General features: G+C 73.2%; 22 protein-coding genes and 1 pseudogene. 11 read left to right on the forward strand and 12 right to left on the reverse strand.

Features of this window, described 5'->3' with window-relative positions; genetic code table 11:
* Window positions 1-113: 113 nt before the first annotated feature.
* The gene (locus ACZ60W_RS23200) at window positions 114-467 is read right to left on the reverse strand and encodes a PRC-barrel domain-containing protein (protein WP_469757257.1); all 354 of its coding nucleotides are present in this window, start codon (window positions 465-467) and stop codon (window positions 114-116) included.
* Window positions 468-895: 428 nt separating this feature from the next.
* Complete coding sequence (locus tag ACZ60W_RS23205) at window positions 896-1,708, reverse strand: universal stress protein (RefSeq protein ID WP_469757258.1); 813 nt, start codon at window positions 1,706-1,708, stop codon at window positions 896-898.
* 267 nt (window positions 1,709-1,975) lie between these two features.
* On the opposite strand from ACZ60W_RS23205, the gene ACZ60W_RS23210 reads away from it, so the two are divergent.
* Window positions 1,976-2,239, forward strand: a complete 264-nt coding sequence (locus ACZ60W_RS23210; RefSeq protein WP_469757259.1) for a hypothetical protein — start codon at window positions 1,976-1,978, stop codon at window positions 2,237-2,239.
* Between the two features lie 29 nt (window positions 2,240-2,268).
* Here the strand turns inward: ACZ60W_RS23210 and ACZ60W_RS23215 are convergent, their stop codons facing one another.
* Complete coding sequence (locus ACZ60W_RS23215) at window positions 2,269-2,745, reverse strand: MarR family winged helix-turn-helix transcriptional regulator (RefSeq protein ID WP_469757260.1); 477 nt, start codon at window positions 2,743-2,745, stop codon at window positions 2,269-2,271.
* Window positions 2,746-2,981: 236 nt separating this feature from the next.
* On the opposite strand from ACZ60W_RS23215, the gene ACZ60W_RS23220 reads away from it, so the two are divergent.
* From ACZ60W_RS23220 to ACZ60W_RS23240, 5 genes are all read left to right on the forward strand, one after another.
* Entirely contained in the window at window positions 2,982-4,181 is a 1,200-nt protein-coding gene (locus ACZ60W_RS23220; RefSeq protein ID WP_469757261.1) for an MFS transporter, read from the forward strand.
* 43 nt (window positions 4,182-4,224) lie between these two features.
* Window positions 4,225-4,656 (forward strand): GlcG/HbpS family heme-binding protein, encoded by a 432-nt coding sequence (locus tag ACZ60W_RS23225; protein WP_469757262.1) that lies wholly within the window; start codon window positions 4,225-4,227, stop codon window positions 4,654-4,656.
* A gap of 124 nt (window positions 4,657-4,780) precedes the next feature.
* Complete coding sequence (locus ACZ60W_RS23230; protein WP_469757263.1) at window positions 4,781-5,611, forward strand: aldo/keto reductase; 831 nt, start codon at window positions 4,781-4,783, stop codon at window positions 5,609-5,611.
* Window positions 5,612-5,669: 58 nt separating this feature from the next.
* Complete coding sequence (locus ACZ60W_RS23235) at window positions 5,670-6,680, forward strand: aldo/keto reductase (protein ID WP_469757264.1); 1,011 nt, start codon at window positions 5,670-5,672, stop codon at window positions 6,678-6,680.
* Window positions 6,681-6,765: 85 nt separating this feature from the next.
* Window positions 6,766-7,185 (forward strand): SRPBCC family protein, encoded by a 420-nt coding sequence (locus tag ACZ60W_RS23240; RefSeq protein ID WP_469757265.1) that lies wholly within the window; start codon window positions 6,766-6,768, stop codon window positions 7,183-7,185.
* A gap of 87 nt (window positions 7,186-7,272) precedes the next feature.
* Here ACZ60W_RS23240 and ACZ60W_RS23245 read toward each other — a convergent pair whose 3' ends face one another.
* A complete protein-coding gene (locus ACZ60W_RS23245; protein WP_469757266.1) occupies window positions 7,273-8,721 on the reverse strand; it encodes a SulP family inorganic anion transporter in 1,449 nt (482 codons plus the stop codon).
* 178 nt (window positions 8,722-8,899) lie between these two features.
* Entirely contained in the window at window positions 8,900-9,187 is a 288-nt protein-coding gene (locus tag ACZ60W_RS23250; RefSeq protein WP_469757267.1) for a helix-turn-helix domain-containing protein, read from the reverse strand.
* Between the two features lie 118 nt (window positions 9,188-9,305).
* Here ACZ60W_RS23250 and ACZ60W_RS23255 point away from each other — a divergent pair, with 118 nt between their 5' ends.
* Together ACZ60W_RS23255 and ACZ60W_RS23260 are read left to right on the forward strand one after the other, a co-directional pair.
* Window positions 9,306-9,497 carry a hypothetical protein gene (locus tag ACZ60W_RS23255; RefSeq protein WP_469757268.1) on the forward strand — a complete coding sequence of 64 codons (192 nt, stop codon included), beginning with the start codon at window positions 9,306-9,308 and terminating at the stop codon, window positions 9,495-9,497.
* Between the two features lie 259 nt (window positions 9,498-9,756).
* On the forward strand, window positions 9,757-10,104 hold the full coding sequence (locus ACZ60W_RS23260) for a VOC family protein (RefSeq protein WP_469757269.1): 348 nt from the start codon (window positions 9,757-9,759) through the stop codon (window positions 10,102-10,104).
* A gap of 190 nt (window positions 10,105-10,294) precedes the next feature.
* On the opposite strand, the gene ACZ60W_RS23265 is transcribed toward ACZ60W_RS23260, so the two are convergent.
* The gene (locus tag ACZ60W_RS23265) at window positions 10,295-10,564 is read right to left on the reverse strand and encodes a hypothetical protein (protein ID WP_469757270.1); all 270 of its coding nucleotides are present in this window, start codon (window positions 10,562-10,564) and stop codon (window positions 10,295-10,297) included.
* A gap of 24 nt (window positions 10,565-10,588) precedes the next feature.
* On the reverse strand, window positions 10,589-11,269 hold the full coding sequence (locus tag ACZ60W_RS23270; protein WP_469757271.1) for a 2-phosphosulfolactate phosphatase: 681 nt from the start codon (window positions 11,267-11,269) through the stop codon (window positions 10,589-10,591).
* A 215-nt stretch (window positions 11,270-11,484) separates the two neighbouring features.
* Between ACZ60W_RS23270 and ACZ60W_RS23275 the strand changes: the two genes are divergently transcribed.
* Window positions 11,485-12,396: an ADP-ribosylglycohydrolase family protein gene (locus ACZ60W_RS23275; RefSeq protein WP_469757272.1), complete on the forward strand. Its 912-nt coding sequence runs from the start codon at window positions 11,485-11,487 to the stop codon at window positions 12,394-12,396.
* Between the two features lie 100 nt (window positions 12,397-12,496).
* On the opposite strand, the gene ACZ60W_RS23280 is transcribed toward ACZ60W_RS23275, so the two are convergent.
* Window positions 12,497-13,366: a GNAT family N-acetyltransferase gene (locus ACZ60W_RS23280; protein ID WP_469757273.1), complete on the reverse strand. Its 870-nt coding sequence runs from the start codon at window positions 13,364-13,366 to the stop codon at window positions 12,497-12,499.
* Window positions 13,367-13,566: 200 nt separating this feature from the next.
* Between ACZ60W_RS23280 and ACZ60W_RS23285 the strand changes: the two genes are divergently transcribed.
* Window positions 13,567-14,232, forward strand: a complete 666-nt coding sequence (locus tag ACZ60W_RS23285; RefSeq protein ID WP_469757274.1) for a hypothetical protein — start codon at window positions 13,567-13,569, stop codon at window positions 14,230-14,232.
* A gap of 142 nt (window positions 14,233-14,374) precedes the next feature.
* Window positions 14,375-15,032 (forward strand): annotated as a pseudogene (locus ACZ60W_RS23290) (DUF2332 family protein).
* Here the strand turns inward: ACZ60W_RS23290 and ACZ60W_RS23295 are convergent.
* The 4 genes from ACZ60W_RS23295 to ACZ60W_RS23310 form a co-directional block, all read right to left on the reverse strand.
* Complete coding sequence (locus ACZ60W_RS23295) at window positions 14,995-15,564, reverse strand: TIGR03086 family metal-binding protein (protein ID WP_469757275.1); 570 nt, start codon at window positions 15,562-15,564, stop codon at window positions 14,995-14,997. The pseudogene ACZ60W_RS23290 and the gene ACZ60W_RS23295 overlap by 38 nt on opposite strands.
* Window positions 15,565-16,352: 788 nt before the next feature.
* Entirely contained in the window at window positions 16,353-16,703 is a 351-nt protein-coding gene (locus ACZ60W_RS23300; protein ID WP_469757276.1) for a hypothetical protein, read from the reverse strand.
* A 522-nt stretch (window positions 16,704-17,225) separates the two neighbouring features.
* Window positions 17,226-17,480 (reverse strand): DUF6332 family protein, encoded by a 255-nt coding sequence (locus ACZ60W_RS23305; RefSeq protein ID WP_469757277.1) that lies wholly within the window; start codon window positions 17,478-17,480, stop codon window positions 17,226-17,228.
* 10 nt (window positions 17,481-17,490) lie between these two features.
* On the reverse strand, window positions 17,491-18,087 hold the full coding sequence (locus ACZ60W_RS23310; protein ID WP_469757278.1) for a DJ-1/PfpI family protein: 597 nt from the start codon (window positions 18,085-18,087) through the stop codon (window positions 17,491-17,493).
* Between the last annotated feature and the right edge of the window lie 167 nt (window positions 18,088-18,254).

Genomic DNA, 18,254 nt, shown 5'->3' on the forward strand with positions numbered 1-18,254 from the left:
GCGTAGCGCCAGCTACGCCGCCCGCCCCCCCCCCCCCCCCCCCCCCCCCCCCCCCCCCCCCCCCCCCCCCCCCCCCCCCCCCCCCGCCCCGGGCTCACGACGAGGGGCGCCCGTCAGGCGCGGTGCCGGCCGTCGTAGTAGCCGGCGATCTGTTCGTGGTACTCGGGGTTGCCGAGGTGCTTGTCCTTGTCGAACTCGGGAGCGTTCTTGATCTGCTCCTTCGTGAGGTCCACGTAGACCCTCTCCTCCCCGGCGTCGACGCGGCTGACGGTGCCGGCGGGCAGGAGGACCTCCTTGCCGAAGATCCACGGGCCCGTGTCGACCACGATGTAGGCCGAGCCGACCTCGTCGGAGTGCTTGTCGACCTTGCCGATCGAACCGTCGGCCGCCTCGACCTTGTAGCCCGTCAGGTCGCCACCGGCCAGACGGCCGGAGGTCTCACGGTAGCCCCACACATTGCCGGTCATACGCAATCAACCCTTTCGAAGAAAAGGAACAGGGCCGGAATCGGAACAACCGGCCCGCATTCCGTGTCGGTATCAGGTCCGCGGCGGACATCTCACTCCGGCCTGAATTCCGCCTGCCCCGCATCCACTGAGGTACACACCCGCAAGAACGCCGAGCACAGGGACGAGAAGCCGGGGAACTCCGGTTATCAGCCTCCGAAGCACCGGATGACCGACCCCGCCCCCTCCACCCGACCCCTCGTCGGTTTCTCCTCACGGCATATCGGAAAGCGCAGGCGCCTCCCCTTCACTCGGCACGGTGATGCCACCATGACGGCGGTCCCGGAATTCCGGTCTCCTCACGTGCGGGTGCGCTTCCGCGGCGTCGCGCGGCACGGCGGATCTCCGGCCGGGATCACGCGTCGAGGGCGTCGACCGCTGCCGTCGGCTCACGCGGTCCTGCGTACGGTCACGACGGGGCAGTGCGCGCGTGTCATCAGGGCCTGGCTCACCGAGCCGAGGAGCAGGCCGGCGATGCCGCCGCGGCCACGGGCGCCGACGACGAGCAGCCGGGCCGTCCGGCTCGCGTCGAGCAGGGCGTCACGGGCTTGCCCGTCGACCAGTTCGCGCCGGACGGTGACGTCCGGGTGGGTGTCGGAGCGGCCGGCCAGCGACTGGGCCAGCATCCGTTCGGCGATCTCGGCGGCCGGGCCCTCGGGGGTGTCGTCCGGCTGCCAGGCGTGGAGGGCCACGAGTGGGGAGCGGCGCTGCGCGGCTTCCGCGAAGGCGACGTCGACGGCCTCGTCCCCGTCCGGGGAACCGTCGACGCCGAGGACGACGGGACCGGTGCCGGCGGAGGACAGGTGTCCCTCGCGTACGGTCATCACCGGGCAGTGGCTGCGGGCGGCCAGGGACACCGGGGTGGAGCCGAGCAGGAGACCGGCGATGCCGCCCATGCCCCGGGAGCCGACGACGATGAGGCTCGCCGCGCGGGACTCGATCTCCAGGACGTTCACCACGTCGCCGGTGACCACGGACCGGGTCACCACGAGGTCGGGCGCCACGCGCACGGCGTGCTCCGCCGCCTCGTGGACCAGGGTTCTGGCGGCCGGGTCGGGCACCACCAGACGGGGCTTGATCGGGACCTCGGCGTGCACCACGCGCAGTTCCGCGCCGCGCCGGGACGCCGCTGCGGCGGCTGCCTCCACGGCGGCGAGACTCGTCGCCGAGCCGTCCACACCGACCACGACCAGATTGCCCATAGCTGGCTGCTCCGTTTCAGGCTGCGGATTCTCAGCCTCGCCCCATCGGCAGGTCGCTGCAATTCTTGGGCGCCCCGGGCACGGCGGCACGGCGTACTCGGCGGACGGAGCCCCGTCCCGCGCGCGGCGGGGCTCACCGGCCCACGACGGCGCGGGGGACGCCCGGGCGGCGGGTCGCAGGTCGGCGGCGATGTCAGTGGCGGGACCTACCGTCGACAGCAGGTGGGCCGGGAGCCGCCCGGCCCCGACGGACGTCCGGGAGCCGTCATGGGCGACATCAGCCTCCACCCGAAGGACATGCACCGGCTTCTGGCCGACCCGGCCGACCGGTACGGGGCGCCGTACCAGCGGGCGTACGCCGAGCTGGCCGTGTCGCATCGCGGCCGGCCCGTCGGCGAGATCGTGCCGTTGCTCCGGACGGCCGCGGACCGGGCTCTGCTCGGGTTCAGCGACGCGGACCTGGCGGAACAGGCCGCGGCGATCAGCAGCGGAGCCCCGTACCGGCTCCGGGTGCGCGTCTCGGCCGGCTGACCCCTTCGCCGGGCGCGCGGCGGGTTCCGCTATCGGCCCCGCGGCGCGGCGCCCACCCCGTCGACGGCCTGGACGGCGTCGACGAGGGAGGCCAGTTCCGGGTTCCCGGCGGCGTCGTCGAGGGCCTCGCGGAGGGCCGCGTCGTTGGTCGGGCGGGCCTGGTCGAGGAGGGCCAGACCCGACGCGGTGACGTCGGTGTAGATGCCGCGGCGGTCGGTGGGGCAGAGGTAGCGGGAGAGCAGGCCGCGGTCCTCCAGGCGGGAGACGAGCCGGGTGGTGGCGCTCTGGCTGAGGACGACCGCGTCGGCGACCTGCTTCATCTGCAGGTGGCCGCCCTCCCCGTCGTGCTGGCGGCTGAGGACGTCGAGGAGGGCGTACTCGCGGACGCTCAGGTCGTGTCCGGCCTGCAGGGCACGCTCGATGCGGGCCTCGATCTTGCCGTGCAGGAGGGAGAGCGCGCCCCATCCGCTGGCGAGTGCGGTGAGTGCGGGGTCCGTGGCGGTCATGGGACGGGGTCTCCTTACGAGGGGGCGGGAGCCAGGGTACGCGCGGGAGAAATGACCGGCCAGGGCCCCCGGAGGGCCGACGCAAGGGTCCGTGGGCCGGGCGGGGCGGGGCGGTCGGCCCGCGAGCGCACGATCACATCGCACGAGGATTGGCCGCGCTTGCATTTATAGCGCGCTTGCAACTATTGTCGAAGCGCCTAAGGAGCTCACTCAAGCAATCGTAGAAGGTCGAGCCCATGCCCCTCGCACTCCTCGCCCTGGCCATCGGTGCCTTCGGGATCGGAACCACCGAATTCGTGATCATGGGTCTGCTGCCCGAGATCGCCGCCGACTACGGCGTGACGATCCCGACGGCCGGACTCCTCGTCACCGGATACGCCCTCGGCGTCGTCATCGGCGCCCCCCTGCTCACGGTGCTCGGCACCAAGGTGAGCCGCAAGCGGATGCTCATGCTGCTCATGGGCCTCTTCGTGATCGGCAACCTCCTGTCCGCCGTCGCCCCGAGCTTCGGACTCATGCTGGCCGGCCGGGTGGTCGCCTCGCTCGCCCACGGCGCGTTCTTCGGCATCGGCTCCGTCGTCGCCGCCGAGCTGGTCGCACCGGACAAGAAGGCCGGCGCCATCGCCACCATGTTCACCGGACTCACCGTCGCCAACATCGTGGGCGTGCCCCTGGGCACCTTCATCGGGCAGGCCGTGGGCTGGCGCACCACCTTCGCCGTCGTCGCCGCGCTCGGCGTCGTCGGACTGTTCGGCATCGCCAGGCTGGTGCCCGCCACGCCGCGCCCCGAAGGCGCGCGGCTGCGCCGTGAGCTCACCGCCTTCCGCAACCCGCAGGTGCTGCTCGCCATGGCGATGACCGTGCTGGGCTTCGGCGGCGTCTTCGCCGCGATCACCTACATCGCCCCGATGATGACGCACGTGGCCGGATACTCCGAGGGCGCCGTCACCTGGCTGCTCGTCCTGTTCGGCATCGGCATGTTCCTCGGCAACCTCATCGGCGGCCGGTACGCCGACCGCGCGCTGATGCCCATGCTGTACACGACCCTCGGCGGGCTCGCGGTCGTCCTCGCCCTCTTCACGGTGTTCGCGCACCAGAAGGTGCTCGCCGCCGTCGCCATCCTGCTCGTCGGAGCCCTCGGCTTCGCGACCGTGCCGCCGCTGCAGAAGCGGGTCCTCGACCAGGCGCACGGCGCGCCGACCCTGGCCTCCGCGGTCAACATCGGAGCCTTCAACCTCGGCAACGCGCTCGCCGCCTGGCTCGGCGGCCTCGTGATCTCCGCCGGCTTCGGCTACACGTCCCCCAACTGGGTCGGCGCCGTCCTCGCCGCCGCCGCGCTCGGCCTCGCCTTCTGGTCCGCAGCCCTGGAGCGCCGTACCCCCGCGGCCGGCCCCGCCGATACCGCCGCCCCGGCCCCCGTCCCCGCACACCACTGACCTCCCCCTCCCCCACCGCACTCGCACTCCGAGGAGAAGCGCCATGAGCACCACCACCGCGACCGCCGTCACGCCCCTGTCGACCGCCGACGCCGAGATCCTGGTCGACGCCGCCCGCCGCGCCGCCGAGGCGGCCGGCGTCACCGTCAGCGTGACCGTCCTGGACGCGGGCGGGCACCTGCTCGCCTTCCGTCGCGACGACCGCGCGGTGCTGATCTCCGGCGAGACCAGCACCCGCAAGGCGTACACGGCACTCCAGCTCGATGCTCCCACCGCGGCGCTGGTCGACCTCGTCAAGCCCGACGGCCCCTTCCACTCGCTGCCGACGGCGCTCGACCGGCCGCTGCTGTTCATCGCCGGCGGCATACCGGTCCACCGCGACGGCCGACTGATCGGCGCGATCGGCGTCGGCGGCGGCGCGCCCGAGCAGGACCACGGCTTCGCCGGCGCAGCCGTCGAGGAACTCGCACGATGACCCGCACCACCCACGAGGCCCTCGACGGCGTCGACACCTTCGTCTTCCGCGACGGGCTCGTCAGCGCCCAGAGCGTCCGCTACACCCTCACCCCCCGCACCACGTGAAGAAGGACCCGCACACCATGGCACCTTCCACCGTCCCCACCGTCACCCTGAACAACGGCGTCGAGACCCCGCAGCTCGGCTTCGGCGTCTTCCAGGTCCCCGACGACGAGACCGCCGCCGCGGTCACCACCGCGCTGGAGACCGGCTACCGCAGCATCGACACCGCCGCGGTCTACGGCAACGAGACCGGCGTCGGCCGCGCGCTCGCCGCCTCCGGACTCCCCCGCGAGGAGCTGTTCGTCACCACCAAGCTGTGGAACGCCGACCAGGGGTACGACGCCACGCTGCGCGCCTTCGACGCCAGCCTCTCCAAGCTCGGACTCGACTACGCCGACCTCTACCTGATCCACTGGCCGACCCCGGCCCGGGACCTGTACCGCGCCTCGTGGCGAGCCCTGGAGCGCCTCGCCGACGAGGGCCGCATCCGTGCGGCGGGCGTCTCCAACTTCCAGCCCGGCCACCTGGCGCGGCTCATGGAAGGCGCCGATCTGACCCCGGCCGTCAACCAGATCGAGCTGCACCCCGGCCTCCAGCAGGCGGAACTGCGCGCGCTCCACGCCGGGCACGGGATCGCCACCGAGGCGTGGAGCCCGCTCGCCCAGGGCGCGGTGCTCGGCGAGCCCGTCATCGGCGACCTGGCCGCCCGCCACGGCAAGTCGCCCGCCCAGGTCGTGCTGCGCTGGCACCTCCAGCTCGGCAACGTCGTCATCCCCAAGTCGGTGACGCCGGCCCGGGTCCGCGAGAACTTCGACGTCTTCGACTTCACCCTCACGGAGGACGAGATGGGCGCCGTGGCCGCGCTCGACCGCGGTCTGCGCACCGGCCCGCACCCCGACGAGCTCAACTGAGCCGCGCTCCCCACTCCCCCCACTGCGCCACCCCCCGCTCACAGAAGAAGGCACTCGCATGTCGCTCAAGGAAATCCTCCCCGGCCGTCTCGGCTTCGGCACCGCGCCGCTCGGCAACATGTTCCGCGCGATCCCCGACGAGGAGGCCCGCGCCACCGTCGAGGCGGCCTGGGACCACGGCATCCGCTTCTACGACACCGCCCCCTTCTACGGCGCCGGCCTGGCCGAGACCCGCCTCGGCGAGGTCCTCGCCTCCAAGCCCCGCGACTCCTACACGCTGTCGACGAAGGTCGGGCGGGTCATCCTCGACGAACACGAGGGCGCCGCCCGCGACCTGGGGGAGAAGGGCGGCCTGTTCGAGCACGGCAACCCCCACAAGATGGTCCACGAATGGACCGCCGAGGCCACCGAGCGCTCGATCGAGGACAGCCTCGAACGCCTGGGCACCGACCGCCTGGACATCGTCTGGGTCCACGACATCGCCCAGGACTTCCACGGCGACCAGTGGCTGCAGAAGTTCGAGGAGGCCCGCACCGGCGCCTTCCGGGTCCTGTCCCGCCTGCGCGACGAGGGCGTCATCAAGGCCTGGGGCCTGGGCGTCAACCGCACCGAGCCCATCGAGCTCACCCTCGCCCTGGACGAGCCCCGCCCCGACGGCTTCCTCCTCGCCGGTCGCTACACCCTCCTCGACCACGACCACGCCCTGACGCGGCTGCTCCCGCTGGCCCAGGAACAGGGCGTCGACATGGTCGTCGGCGGCCCCTACAGCTCCGGCGTCCTCGCCGGCGGCACCCATTTCGAGTACCAGGAGGCCCCCGCCGAGATCATCGAGCGCGTCGGCCGGCTCACGGAGCTGACCGCCCGGCACGGCATCGGCATCAAGGCCGCCGCACTGCAGTTCTCGCTCGCCCACCCGGCCGCCGCCGCCGTCATCCCCGGCGCCACCCGTCCCGGCCGCATCGCCGAGGACACCGCCGCCCTGAACGAGGACGTACCGGCCGCCTTCTGGACGGACCTGCGCGCCGCCGGACTGGTCAGCCCCGCGGCCCCGCTGCCGCACGGCGCCTGACCACCGTCCCGCACCTCCCCCGTACCTCCGCGCGGCCCACCATCCCCCACTCCCCCCACGCCACTTCCCCGACAGGAGCAACGCCATGGCTTCCACGTCCGTCTCCCGCCTCGTCCCCGCCTCCCCCCAGCAGGTCTGGAACCTCATCGGCGGATTCGACGCGCTGCCCGACTGGCTCCCGTACATCCCCGAGAGCACCGCACTCGAAGGCGGGCGCGTCCGGCGCCTGACCAACCCCGAAGGCGAGGTCATCGTCGAGCGCCTCGTCTCTTTCGACGAGGCCGGGCGCCACTACAGCTACGCCATCCTGGAGGCGCCCTTCCCGGTCACGGGCTACCTCTCCACCCTGCGCGTCCACCCGGTCGCCGGCCGGGACGACGTGGCCGAGGTCCAGTGGTCCGGACGCTTCACTCCCGACGGCGCCACCGACGCCGAGACCGAGGAGCTCTTCGCCGGCATCTACCGCGACGGCCTCGACGCGCTCCACCGGACGCTCGCCGCCTGACCGCGCACGGCGCCCCACCCCCACACGGCCCGGACACGCCTCGCGCCTGCCCGGGCCGCGGTGTGTCCGGCACGGGGGCCGGGCGGGTCAGTGCCCGACGGTGAGTTCGCCGCTCAGCCTGGCGTGCAGTTCGGCGCTGGCGGCGTCGAGGCCGGTGATCACGACGGTCTTGCCGCGCTGGGCGTACCGGCTCTCGACCGCGTCGAGGGCGGCGACGGACGAGGCGTCCCAGATGTGGGCGCCGGACAGGTCGACGACGACGCGCTCCGGGTCGCCCGCGTAGTCGAACCGGCCGACGAGGTCGTCGGAGGAGGCGAAGAACAGCTCGCCGGTGACCCGGTAGACCACCTCGCCGCCGTCGGGGTCGAGGACCGCGGTCACCCGGGCCACGTGGGCGACGCGCTTGGCGAAGACGGCCAGGGCGATCAGCGAGCCGGCGACGACGCCGACGGCGAGGTTGTGGGTGGCGATCACACAGGCCACGGTCACGAGCATGACGACGATCTCGCCGGCGGGCATCCGCCGCAGGGTCTTCGGGGCGACGGAGTGCCAGTCGAAGGTCGCGAACGACACCATGACCATGACCGCGACCAGTGCGGCCATGGGGATGTCGGAGACGACCGGGCCGAAGACGATGCACAGGACCATCAGGAACACGCCGGCCAGGAAGGTCGAGACGCGGGTGCGGGCACCCGAGACCCTCACGTTGATCATCGTCTGGCCGATCATGGCGCACCCGCCGATCCCGCCGAAGAAGCCGGTGACGATGTTGGCGACGCCCTGTCCGATGGACTCCCGGGTCTTGTTCGAGCGGGTGTCCGTGATCTCGTCGACGAGCTTCGCGGTCATCAGCGACTCCATCAGCCCGACCAGGGCCATGGCGAAGGCGTACGGCGCGATGGTCGCCAGCGTGTCGAGGGTGAACGGCACGTCGGGCAGGCCCGGAACGGGCAGCGCGGAGGGCAGGGCGCCCTTGTCGCCGACCGTCGGCACCGCGATCCCCGCCCCGACCGTGAGGGCGGTGAGCGCCACGATCGACACGAGCGGCGCGGGGACCACCCTGGTGATCCTCGGCAGGAGGACCATGAGCGCCAGGCCACCGGCGAACAGCGGGTACACCGGCCACGGCACCCCGGTCAGCTCGTGCAGCTGCGTCATGAAGATCAGGACGGCGAGGGCGTTGACGAAGCCGACCATCACCGAGCGCGGGATGAACCGCATCAGCTTGGCCACGCCCAGCGCCCCGAGCGCCACCTGGAACACCCCGGCCAGGATGACGGCGGCGATCAGATGGCCGAGGCCGTGTTCGCGGTTGAGGGGTGCGATGACCAGGGCGACGGCGCCCGTCGCGGCCGAGATCATGGCCCGCCGGCCGCCGACCACCGCGATCGTCACGGCCATGGTGAACGAGGCGAACAGTCCGAGCGCCGGTTCGACGCCGGCGATGACCGAGAAGGAGATCGCCTCGGGGATCAGCGCGAGGGCGACGACGAGCCCGCCCAGGATCTCGGTGCGCCAGACCTTGGGGTCGGACATCCAGTCGGGCTTCAAAGCACGCAGGCGGGAGACCGCGGACACGGCGGTGACAGCAGAGGACAAAGCGAACGGACCTGTCGTGAATCGGGAGGACGCCGGGGGCGCCATCGATCCCGGCACGGCAGCGGCGGGACGCTGCTCTCGCCTGCTGAAACCTTACCCGTCCAGCTCGGCGCCCCTACGACCACGGTGGTGCGGGGCCGTCCCGGGCCGCGCGGGCCTGGAGCGCCGCGAGAGCGGCGCGGGTGGTGGCGCCGGCCTCGCGGGAGATGCGGCCGAGGTGGGACTCGACCGTACGGGGGCTGAGGTAGAGGCGGGCGGCGATGGCGGGCGTGGTGAGGCCGTCGGCGACGAGGCCGACGATCTCGCTCTCGCGGCGGGTGAACGGCGCGGCGGGCGGCTCTGCCGGGCCGGAGGGGGCGGGCGGCTCCGGCAGCGCCCGGCGGATCAGGTCGGCGAGTTCCACAGTGTCCGGTCCACCTCGGTGCGGACCTGCGGGTGCAGCCTGGCGTGCGGCGCGGACGAGGTGAGTTCGAGTCCGAGGCCGACGACGTCCGCGTCGGACGGGGCGGGGGTGCGGACGGGTGCGCGGCGCAGCAGCGGACCGCCTCCGGGTAGCGGCCGCGGTGGCGCTCCATCACCGCACGGAGCGTCACGGCCGCGGCCCGTACCGCCGCCGCGTCCGGCCGGCCGGGGCGAAGGGCGGCCTTCCCGCCTGCGACGGTGCCGTCCTCAACAGCAAGGGCTCGCTCGACTTCGCCCGCGCGATGAGCTGACGGGAGGCTCCGGCGTACGACGTGGGCGGTGATGCGCCCCTCGTCGGCGCCGCGGACGGAAGGGGGCCTGAGACGCGACGGCTTCGGCGGTGCCGCGCGGGCCGGAGGCACGGAGGCGCGTCGTTTCCGGGACGTCGCGGCCACGACCGCCGGTAGCGCGGCACACCTGGGACATGGCACGAAAGCGGGTGCGGCGACGGGTGCCCCGTAGTACTCCTGGAGGGTCCGCAGATCCGTCCGTCCGCACCTGGAGCCCTCGATGGCCGTTCGTCGTGTCGTGCCCACCATCCACTCCGATGCCGCGCAGGAGAGCAAGGAGTTCTACGGCCTGCTGGGATTCGAGGAGGTCATGAACCACGGCTGGATCATGACCCTGGCCTCCCCGTCCGCGCCGGCGGCCCAGATCAGTGTCATGAGCGACGACAAGACCGCGCCGGTCACGCCCGATCTGAGCATCGAGGTGGACGACGTGGACGCGGCCTACGCGCTCCTCCGCGCCGGCGGCGCGGAGATCCTGCACCCGCTCCAGGACGAGGAGTGGGGCGTACGCCGGTTCTTCGCGCGCGACCCCAACGGCAGGGTGGTCAACGTGCTGGGCCACCGGTAGGCGGCTCCGGTTCCTCCCGCATCCGCCGTGAGGCCGCTGCTCCACTCCGCCAGGGACGCGTACCCCGGTTCGCACGGGAGTCGCGGGCTCGGGGTGACGGCCGTGGACACCGCCGCCGCGGGCCGACCGCCCCGCCCGGGCCGTGCCGCGGCACGGCCCGGGTGTCCCCGTCTGCGGGTCCCGTGCCGCGTCAGGGCGCGCGCCGACGCCTCCTCAGTTCGGCGAGCCAGAGCCGTACCTGCTCGTCGTCGTGCAGATACCCACCGTCGGGACCCGCCGGGAGGTCGATGCCGTGGAGGAGGCCGAGTGCCCACCAGGAGGCGTCGTCCCAGTCGAGCTCGTCCCGTGCCGTCCAGCCCGCAGCCCATCGGTCGGCCTCGTCGCGGGTCAGCCGGCCCTCGACGAGCGCGACGAGACGCTCTTCGATCTCGTCGACCGTCGGTGGGGAATCAGCGCTCATCCCCCGACCGTACCGGCAGGCCGTTCACCGGGTCGGGGCGTACGGGCGGAGCACCATCAGCGCGTCCTCCGGGGCCGCGACCATGGCGAAGGGGAACCGGTCGAGTTCGACGCAGAGCGGGACGTCGTCGGCGTGCGCGCCCTCCCGCACGCCGTCCGTCAGCTCGACGGCGGCGCGCGACGCGGTGGCCCGTCGGAGGAAGCCGGCGGCGCCGACCTCCTCCCCCGCCGCCCTCCGGGCGATGTACTGGGCGCACGCGAGGTCTTCCTCCGCGCGCCCGTCCTCGCCGGTCACCACGAACGTGACGGCGTCGACCCCTCGCTCCCGCAGGACCCGGGCCGTCGCCTCCGCCACCACGAACCCGGCGCACAGCACGAGTGAGGCGTCCTTGACGGCCAGCGCGCCGACCGTCCCCGCCGTCGTCTTCTGCACCACGGTCCGCCCCACGAGGTCGGCGGACCTCAGCAGGCCCGGCGAGTTCACCGCGTCGAACCCCTCCGCCGGCGGCCCGTCCTTCAGCGCCACCCACTCCGGATGCTCCGCCTTCAGCGCCCGCACCTCGTCCAGCGACCCGGCGAGGACGATCTTCTCCGCGCCTCTGCCGAACGCCCAGGCAGCCACGGTGTACGCACGCATGACGTCGATGACGACGGCCACGGAGGGGACTTCGGTCAGTTCGGTGATGCCGAGAAAACGAGCGTCCATCGGGCCATGATCACGCAGTCGCGGACTTCGCTGCCAGGCATTAAGTCGGCTCCGCTGATCGAGGGTTCGGGAGGACCCCGACGCGGGGTCCGTGCCCCCGCTCCAGGCCCCGGTCGGCGACCGGGGTGGCCACTCCGGCCAGCACGCCCGGGTCGGCAGCGTGCGCACGCGGAATCGGCGTGCGGGGGTGCGTTTCGCGCTGCGATACTGCGCCGATGATCACCCTGCCTGCCGCTGTCATGGATGCGCTGGACGGACTCGCGTTCGGCGATGCCTTCGGCGATCGCTGGTTCGGCATCCTGCGGCGCGAGGGGCCGTCGGCCCTGGAGGCTCGGACGCTGCCTCCGGAACCGCTGTGGCGGTGGAGCGACGACACCGCCCAGGCGCTCGTCCTGGTCCGGGAACTCCTCGACGGCGGCGGCATCGTCGACCAGGACCGCCTCGCCCTTCGGCTCGCGGCGGCGTACGAGGACGACACGCACCGCGGCTACGGCGCCTCGATGCACGACGTGCTCCGCCGGATCGGCGCGGGCGAACCCTGGCGGAAGGTGGTCGCCGGGCAGTTCGGCGGTCAGGGTTCCTGGGGGAACGGCGCAGCCATGCGCTCCGCCCCGCTCGGCGCCTGGCACGCCGCCGACCTGGACGCCGTCGCCGAGCAGGCCGCCCGTCAGGGCATCGTCTCCCACCACCATCCGGAGGCGGTCGCCGGAGCGGTGGCGGTCGCCCTCGCCGCGGCCCTGGCCACCCGGACCCGGGGCGAACAGGCGCCGGACCGGCCGGACTTCCTTCATGCCGTCGCCGCGCGTCTCCCCGACAGCGACGTCCGGTCGGGCGTGCGGATCGCGGCCCGCATGCCGGTTCACACCTCGGTCCGCCACGCCGCCGAGGTCCTCGGCTCCGGCTACCGGATGTCGGGGCCCGACACCGTCCCGTACGCCCTGTGGTGCGCGGCGAGTCACCTCGACGACCTCCAGGAGGGCTTGTGGTCGACCGTCGCCGGCCGCGGCGACATCGACACCACCTGCGCGATCGCGGGCGGTGTGATCGCCGCCCGCACGGGCGTCGCCTCGCTTCCCGCCACCTGGCACGCGGCACGCGAGCCCCTGCCCGCGCTCGGGACGGAGTAGGGCCTCAGGGCGGCCGACGGGACACGTCGTGGCCGCCGCCAGGGTCGCTCAGCACCGTTGTCCGGGCCGCTCGGGCCGGATTCCATCGGCGGGGCGCACCCTAGGGGGCGTCCCGGCAGACGTCGCGGACCTCGGGGCCCCGGAGGAAGCCGGCCGACTCGTATGTGGCGACGGCGCCGACGTGGGAGCTCGGAGTGCCGACGAGCGCGCTGGACGAGCCGAGTTCCCGGAGCGCGGCCGCCGCGGCGACGGTGATCGCCCTGCCGTGACCGAGGTGGCGGTGGGCCCCGTGCACGCCCATCGGTTCGAGCAGGCCCGGCCGGCCCGGGCCCGCCGACCACACCGTCACCGACGCCACGGCGCTGCCCTGGTCGTCGTACGCCAGGAGGCTCCGCGCGTCCGTGTACGGCGATCCGGCCGCCATCGCCCGCCAGCGTCCGTCCGTGAACGTCGACCCGTCGAAGGCTCCCCGGAGCACGTCGGCGTATACGTGGGCGTCCTGCGGTGCGACCACCTCGATCCGCAGGCCCGGGTCCTCCACCGGCTCCGTGAGGTCTCGCCTCAGCGAGGTCCACGGCTCGCCCTCGGACCAGCCGCGCGCGCACAGCACATCGCGGAGGAGCGCGTCCCTGGGCGCCTCGACCGAGACGCTTCCGTCGGGCAGTACGCCCCGCCGCGGATCGATCACGTCGTCCCGGATCCGTCCTGCGAGATCCGGGTCACGCCGTACGTCCGGGGCCGTCGTGACGCGCAGCAGTTCGGCGCCGTCGAGGAGCCCTACGGCGAGCACCCGCCCGTCCCGGCTCCATGTCCTCACCGCCTCGGCCGTGGCTTCCGCGCCGAACCTCCAGAACCATCCCAGGTCGCCCGGGTGCAACTGCATCGGTGCGCCGTCGTCCTGCCACTCCCGCAGGACGTCCACGACTTCGCCCAGTTCTTCGACGCGGGGTTTGCTTGGAATGATCGTCATGCGGCCGATGAGACACGACGACCCCGGGTGTCCGCATCCGAGTTAAGCCCCCGTCGCCGAGGGCGGCCCTTTGTTCCGCCTCCCCCGTGGACGCGCCGGTTCCCGACGGCTTCGGGCGGAGGGACGCCGGTCCTGGGACGCCGGGACCGGGCGGGCCGCGGCCGAGGTGCCGATCGGCCGCGCCGATAGGCTCCGGCACCATGGTGGCCGTCCCTCCCGCATCGTCCGTCCCCGCCGCACCGATCGGTCTGACCCGCCGTGCGACGGTCTTCGTCGAGTCGGAAGGCATCCGGTGTGCCCGGCAGGACATCGGGCGTCTCCGGGACCTCTGGATCGAGCAGGGGATCCCGGCCGCGGAGATCGATCGCGCGGTGGCCTTCGACGCACGCTGGGGTGGTCTCGCGCTGCCGCCGGCGCCGTTCTACGAGAGCGGTCCACGGGTCCTGGGCGCGGACCTTCCCGAGGGCGCGGACGCCGAGGGGTGGTGGTTCCCGGCCGGGGTCGGCCGGTACTCCATGGCGTACGAATTCATGATCGGCCCGGAGGGTGAGTTCGGGATCCATGGCCGCCGTTGGGCGCCGCTGCACGCCGGTACCGAGGGCTGGGTGGAATCGCTGGCGCTGGCCGACCGCGCGCGGCGCCTGGCCCGCAGCGTCACGCGGCTCACCGGCGAGGCCGTCGACGCCCTGGACCTCGCGGCGTACGAGCCGGTGGCCGAGGTCCGGGGCCTGACCGACACCTGGTGGCGGGGCGAGGACTCGCTCGTCGCCGTCTACCGCGGCGAGGCCGTCGCCATGGACGCGCCGGGATGCCTTGAGGCGCATGTCTACGCCGGCCTCGACGCGCGGTTCGTCCAGGGCGGCTGACGCCGGGATCTCAGGCTGTCCGGGGGCCACTGTGCCGTCTGGGCCGGCCCGACCGCGTCAGCGACCGACGCCGACGGGCCTGTCCTGCGTGACCCGTCGTCTCCCGTACGGATGAGGGCGTCCGGCGCGGGCGGTCGGGGCCGTGCCCACGCGAGCGATGCCGGAGGTGGTCGCGCGGATCGGTGTCGACGGCGATCCGGTGGCGGTGACCGACGCGGCTGACGCCGGGTGGCTGCGCGCCCGCGTGTGGCCGGATCGACACGACGCCGTGACGCGGCTGGACGCGGAGATGGCGCTGGCGGCGACGTCGCCTCCCGTGCTGCTGCGGGGGGGGCGCCGACCTGCTGCCCGGGGCCCTCGCCCGGGTGCCCGCGGACGCCCTGCCCGTCGTCACGACGACCTGGGCCCTGCCGAACCTCTCGGCCGAGGGCCGCCTGAGCTTCGTCCGCCGCCTCGCCGAGGCGGCGGCCCGGCGGCCGGTGGCGTGGGGGTCGGCGGAGGGGGTCGGCGTCGCACCCACGGTCCCGACGCTCGGCGATCGCCCGGCTTCCGGCCACAGCAGCATCATGGGTCTTGCGGTCTTCGCAGGAACGCCCCCGCAGGTCGCGGCCAACGGCCGCTGCTGGTCGCGCGGCCGGTTGCCGGCGTGGCTCGCGAAGTCGTGGGAGGCGAAGGCCGTCGGCTGCCGGAGCCCCCAGCGGCCCTCGCACGGTGATCGAGGGGGCAGCCCGGGTCGGCCGGTGAGCCAGGCCGGCCCGGGCCTCAGGGCGTGCGGCCGCTCGCCGCGAGGGCGCGGGTGAAGGCGGAGGCGTCGGAGCCGGTGGGGACCGGGGCGGCGAAGCCTTCGTACTGGCGGTACATCTCGGCGTACCGCTCCACGACGCCGAGGAGGTAGCCGCCGGTGTCCTCGGGCAGTACGAACTCCTGGTCCGTCGCGCGCGCCAGGTCCCAGCCGTGCAGGGCGAGTTCGGCGATGAGCATGGCGACGATCTCGGGGGCGGGCATCGTGCTGCCGCCCCCGAAGTCGACGTCGCCGTCCCATGCCTCGGGCTTCGACCAGGCGGCCAGCGCCCGGTCGAGCTGGGCGGCGTAGCGCTCGGGCCAGTCGGCCTCGGCAGTGAAGTCGCGCGCGACGAGGTCGTCGGGAAGCGTGGTGCGCAGGGCGCGGTGCTCGAGGCCGTGCGCGGTGTAGAGAACGAGGTGGTTGGCGAGCTCACGGACGGTCCAGTCCGTGCAGCCGGACGGGGCGGCGAGGTGCTCGGAGGTGACGCCGCGCGTGACGCGGGCAGCTTCGTCGGCGCAGGTGGCGAGGTGTGCGTGGATCTCGTTCATGTCCCCCACGCTAGGAGCCCCGGCCGGACCGGTCTTGAACTTTCGCGACACGTCTCCGCCGGGGTCGTGACGGCCGCCCTCCCGTGGTTCCGGGCCGTCCGGCGGGAGGGGACGAGGCCGGCCCCCTCCAGCTGCCTCCCCCAAGGCCGCCCCAGGCCGTTTCCTTCGGATCACGAGGTGGGACCCCCGACCTAAGGCTGGACGGGATGATCGGTGCAGCTAGCTTGGCGGCGTGTCCATCTCCTGGCGGTCCAGCGCCGCAGCGTTCGAGCAGATACTGGGTCGTCATGGTGTTGCCGCTGGCGCCCGCACCATTGAGGCGGCGTGGGCTGCCTTTGAGGAGTTCGTGCAGGTACCGATCGAGGGCATTGAGGGACCTGAGGACGATGGGGCGGCTTCATCGTCGAGTGGGGGGTCTGGGACTGGACCGGGAACCGGCCCGCGCTGTCCCTTGGACGACTGCTGGCAGTCAACGAGGGCGGCGATCCGCAGGACCCGTACTGGCAGCCCCAGAACTGGAAGCTGGAATTCCGGGCATGCTTCGCCGAAGACCCTGCCTGGGCGGACCTGCATATCACCGGTGGCGGAGACAGCGCTTTCGATCACGCTGCCATCGGCGAGCCGCGAGCGGATGCACTCGCGGCTACTCGCCGCGTCATCGACCAGAACCCGCTCCTGAGCGCGATGGGCGGTCCGCTCCGGTCGACATCGAAGTCACACTCGACCGGGCTGGGTAGCCACACCTCCGCGTCATCTTCCTCTGGTCCTCTCGCTGAAGAGCAGGCAGCTCACGGCCGGAGGCACTCTCCCTGTGGATCGAAGCAGACAAGGCCGTGCTCGCGGGCCAGTGCGGCGGCGAACTCGGATACTTCCTCGGCTTGGCTGTAGGACATGAGCAGGTACACGATCGGTCCCGATGCCTCGTCGATGACCGGGGGCGACGCCCACACGACATCGTGGTTGACGTCGTCCGGGTATCTCGCGACGAGGGCTTCCACATACGCGACGATGCGCGGGGCCGGAGGCATGGCGACGTCGTCCGACTCCAGGTAACGCTCGTAGAACTCGTCATACGTCGAGCTCGCAGCACGGTTGTCAAATGGACGGTCGCCGTCCCACACAGCAAGGTCGTAGGTCACAGGCGCATCGTCGCAGGCAACAGTTCCGCCGCCATCAGCAGGTCCTGCGATCTCTCTGCCAGTGATCCGTAAGACATCCCCTGAAGGAGTGGGGCAGGTCCGGGACAGGAGGGCCGCCGTGTCACGCGCCGCCTCGAAGGCGCGGACCGCGTTGTCCTTGGCGCGCCAGAGCGGGACGCCGCACCACGGAACGATCAGCCGGAGCTGCTCCAGGGCGGCGGCGTAGAGCTCCGATTGGAGCATGAGGTCGGTGCGGGGGCGACGAGTCCCTCCCCCAACGGCCTGAACCGGACACCGCTGAACTCGGCTCCGCGCGCCGCTCGCCGCTCGCCGCTCGCCGCTCGCCGCTCGCCGCGGTGACCATAGCGCGGCGAACGGCGGCGCGGCAGCGCGGATCCACCCCGCCGCGCGGCCGTCATGCGCCATACGCCATGCGTCTTACGCCAGGCGGCAGGCGGCAGTCGGCAGTCGGCAGTCGGCAGTCGGCAGTCGGCAGTCGGCAGTCGGCAGTCGGCAGGCGGGTCAGCGTCCTTGACGCCGCGTCGCGTCGAAACGGCGCAACACCCGCACCACCCGCCACACAGCGGCGGCGACGGCGAGGACGCCGCCGATCCGGAGCAGCACCCTCCCGGCAGGTTCGCCGACACCGACGAGCCAGGCCGGAACGAGGAGTACGCCGAAGACGGCGGCACCCAGCAGCGCGGCCGTCACCAGGGCGAAGCCGATCTCCACCGTCATCGCGTCCTTCTCCCACCGCGACTCTCGTCCCATGTCCATGGTGTGAGTCTCACATGACGGCGCGTCGACGCGGTGGCGCGGTACGCGGTTTCCCCCTGCTCCTCTCACCGGGCGGTCGGCCTCCGTGCACTCCCAGGCGCTCCCGTGCGGCCGACCGCCACAGGTCCGCGACCGTGAGATCCGGGCAGGGAGCGGCCGCGAGGGCGCGGGGCAGGGTGCCGCGCTCGATCTCGGCCCATACGCCGGGGGTGCCGCGCCGGGCATGGCCTCCGCCGGGGACGACGAGCACGTCGGCGTCCTCAGGGGCCCAGGGGCGGATGCCGCGCACGACCGTGCCGTACGCGCCGGTGACACTGCGGGCCCCGGTGGCGGAGACGTAGCGCACCTCGACCGGGCGCGGGGTGAAGAAGCCGGCAGCGGAGAAGACCTCGTAGGGGGCGGCGAAGTCGAGTTCCTCGACGCCGTCGAACATCACGAGGTGGACGCGGCGCGGGCGGCTCGGATCCGGGGTGGCGGCGGACGGCGGCGAGGCGGTGGCGGGGTCGCCGGTGGCGGTGGGGGCGGCGGTCGCGGTGCCCGCGGCTGCGGACACGGTGGCCGTGGCACCGAGAGCGGTGGTGGCGCGGAGCAACTGCCTGCGGTCCATGGTCTCCCCGTTCGAAAGCTTCCTGGCATCACGGTGGTTCGCTCGCCGCGGCACTCGGGACGTCGGCTCCGGCGTGGCGACGTGAGAGGGGTCGGGTGACGGGCCTCGCCGGTTCCCGACGGCGGCGGCGCTCGACCGTCCACACGGCCTGCCCGTCCGCGTGGACG

The sequence above is a fragment of the Streptomyces sp. NPDC104202 genome (assembly GCF_055584185.1).

What these genes read in the sequence shown, in the direction of transcription:
- ACZ60W_RS23200 (WP_469757257.1), bottom strand. Translation starts at nt 467, where the DNA reads ATGACCGGCAATGTGTGGGGCTACCGTGAGACCTCCGGCCGTCTGGCC.
- ACZ60W_RS23205 (WP_469757258.1), bottom strand. Translation starts at nt 1,708, where the DNA reads ATGGGCAATCTGGTCGTGGTCGGTGTGGACGGCTCGGCGACGAGTCTC.
- ACZ60W_RS23210 (WP_469757259.1), top strand. Translation starts at nt 1,976, where the DNA reads ATGGGCGACATCAGCCTCCACCCGAAGGACATGCACCGGCTTCTGGCC.
- ACZ60W_RS23215 (WP_469757260.1), bottom strand. Translation starts at nt 2,745, where the DNA reads ATGACCGCCACGGACCCCGCACTCACCGCACTCGCCAGCGGATGGGGC.
- ACZ60W_RS23220 (WP_469757261.1), top strand. Translation starts at nt 2,982, where the DNA reads ATGCCCCTCGCACTCCTCGCCCTGGCCATCGGTGCCTTCGGGATCGGA.
- ACZ60W_RS23225 (WP_469757262.1), top strand. Translation starts at nt 4,225, where the DNA reads ATGAGCACCACCACCGCGACCGCCGTCACGCCCCTGTCGACCGCCGAC.
- ACZ60W_RS23230 (WP_469757263.1), top strand. Translation starts at nt 4,781, where the DNA reads ATGGCACCTTCCACCGTCCCCACCGTCACCCTGAACAACGGCGTCGAG.
- ACZ60W_RS23235 (WP_469757264.1), top strand. Translation starts at nt 5,670, where the DNA reads ATGTCGCTCAAGGAAATCCTCCCCGGCCGTCTCGGCTTCGGCACCGCG.
- ACZ60W_RS23240 (WP_469757265.1), top strand. Translation starts at nt 6,766, where the DNA reads ATGGCTTCCACGTCCGTCTCCCGCCTCGTCCCCGCCTCCCCCCAGCAG.
- ACZ60W_RS23245 (WP_469757266.1), bottom strand. Translation starts at nt 8,721, where the DNA reads ATGTCCGACCCCAAGGTCTGGCGCACCGAGATCCTGGGCGGGCTCGTC.
- ACZ60W_RS23260 (WP_469757269.1), top strand. Translation starts at nt 9,757, where the DNA reads ATGGCCGTTCGTCGTGTCGTGCCCACCATCCACTCCGATGCCGCGCAG.
- ACZ60W_RS23265 (WP_469757270.1), bottom strand. Translation starts at nt 10,564, where the DNA reads ATGAGCGCTGATTCCCCACCGACGGTCGACGAGATCGAAGAGCGTCTC.
- ACZ60W_RS23270 (WP_469757271.1), bottom strand. Translation starts at nt 11,269, where the DNA reads ATGGACGCTCGTTTTCTCGGCATCACCGAACTGACCGAAGTCCCCTCC.
- ACZ60W_RS23275 (WP_469757272.1), top strand. Translation starts at nt 11,485, where the DNA reads ATGATCACCCTGCCTGCCGCTGTCATGGATGCGCTGGACGGACTCGCG.
- ACZ60W_RS23280 (WP_469757273.1), bottom strand. Translation starts at nt 13,366, where the DNA reads ATGACGATCATTCCAAGCAAACCCCGCGTCGAAGAACTGGGCGAAGTC.
- ACZ60W_RS23285 (WP_469757274.1), top strand. Translation starts at nt 13,567, where the DNA reads ATGGTGGCCGTCCCTCCCGCATCGTCCGTCCCCGCCGCACCGATCGGT.
- ACZ60W_RS23295 (WP_469757275.1), bottom strand. Translation starts at nt 15,564, where the DNA reads ATGAACGAGATCCACGCACACCTCGCCACCTGCGCCGACGAAGCTGCC.
- ACZ60W_RS23305 (WP_469757277.1), bottom strand. Translation starts at nt 17,480, where the DNA reads ATGGACATGGGACGAGAGTCGCGGTGGGAGAAGGACGCGATGACGGTG.
- ACZ60W_RS23310 (WP_469757278.1), bottom strand. Translation starts at nt 18,087, where the DNA reads ATGGACCGCAGGCAGTTGCTCCGCGCCACCACCGCTCTCGGTGCCACG.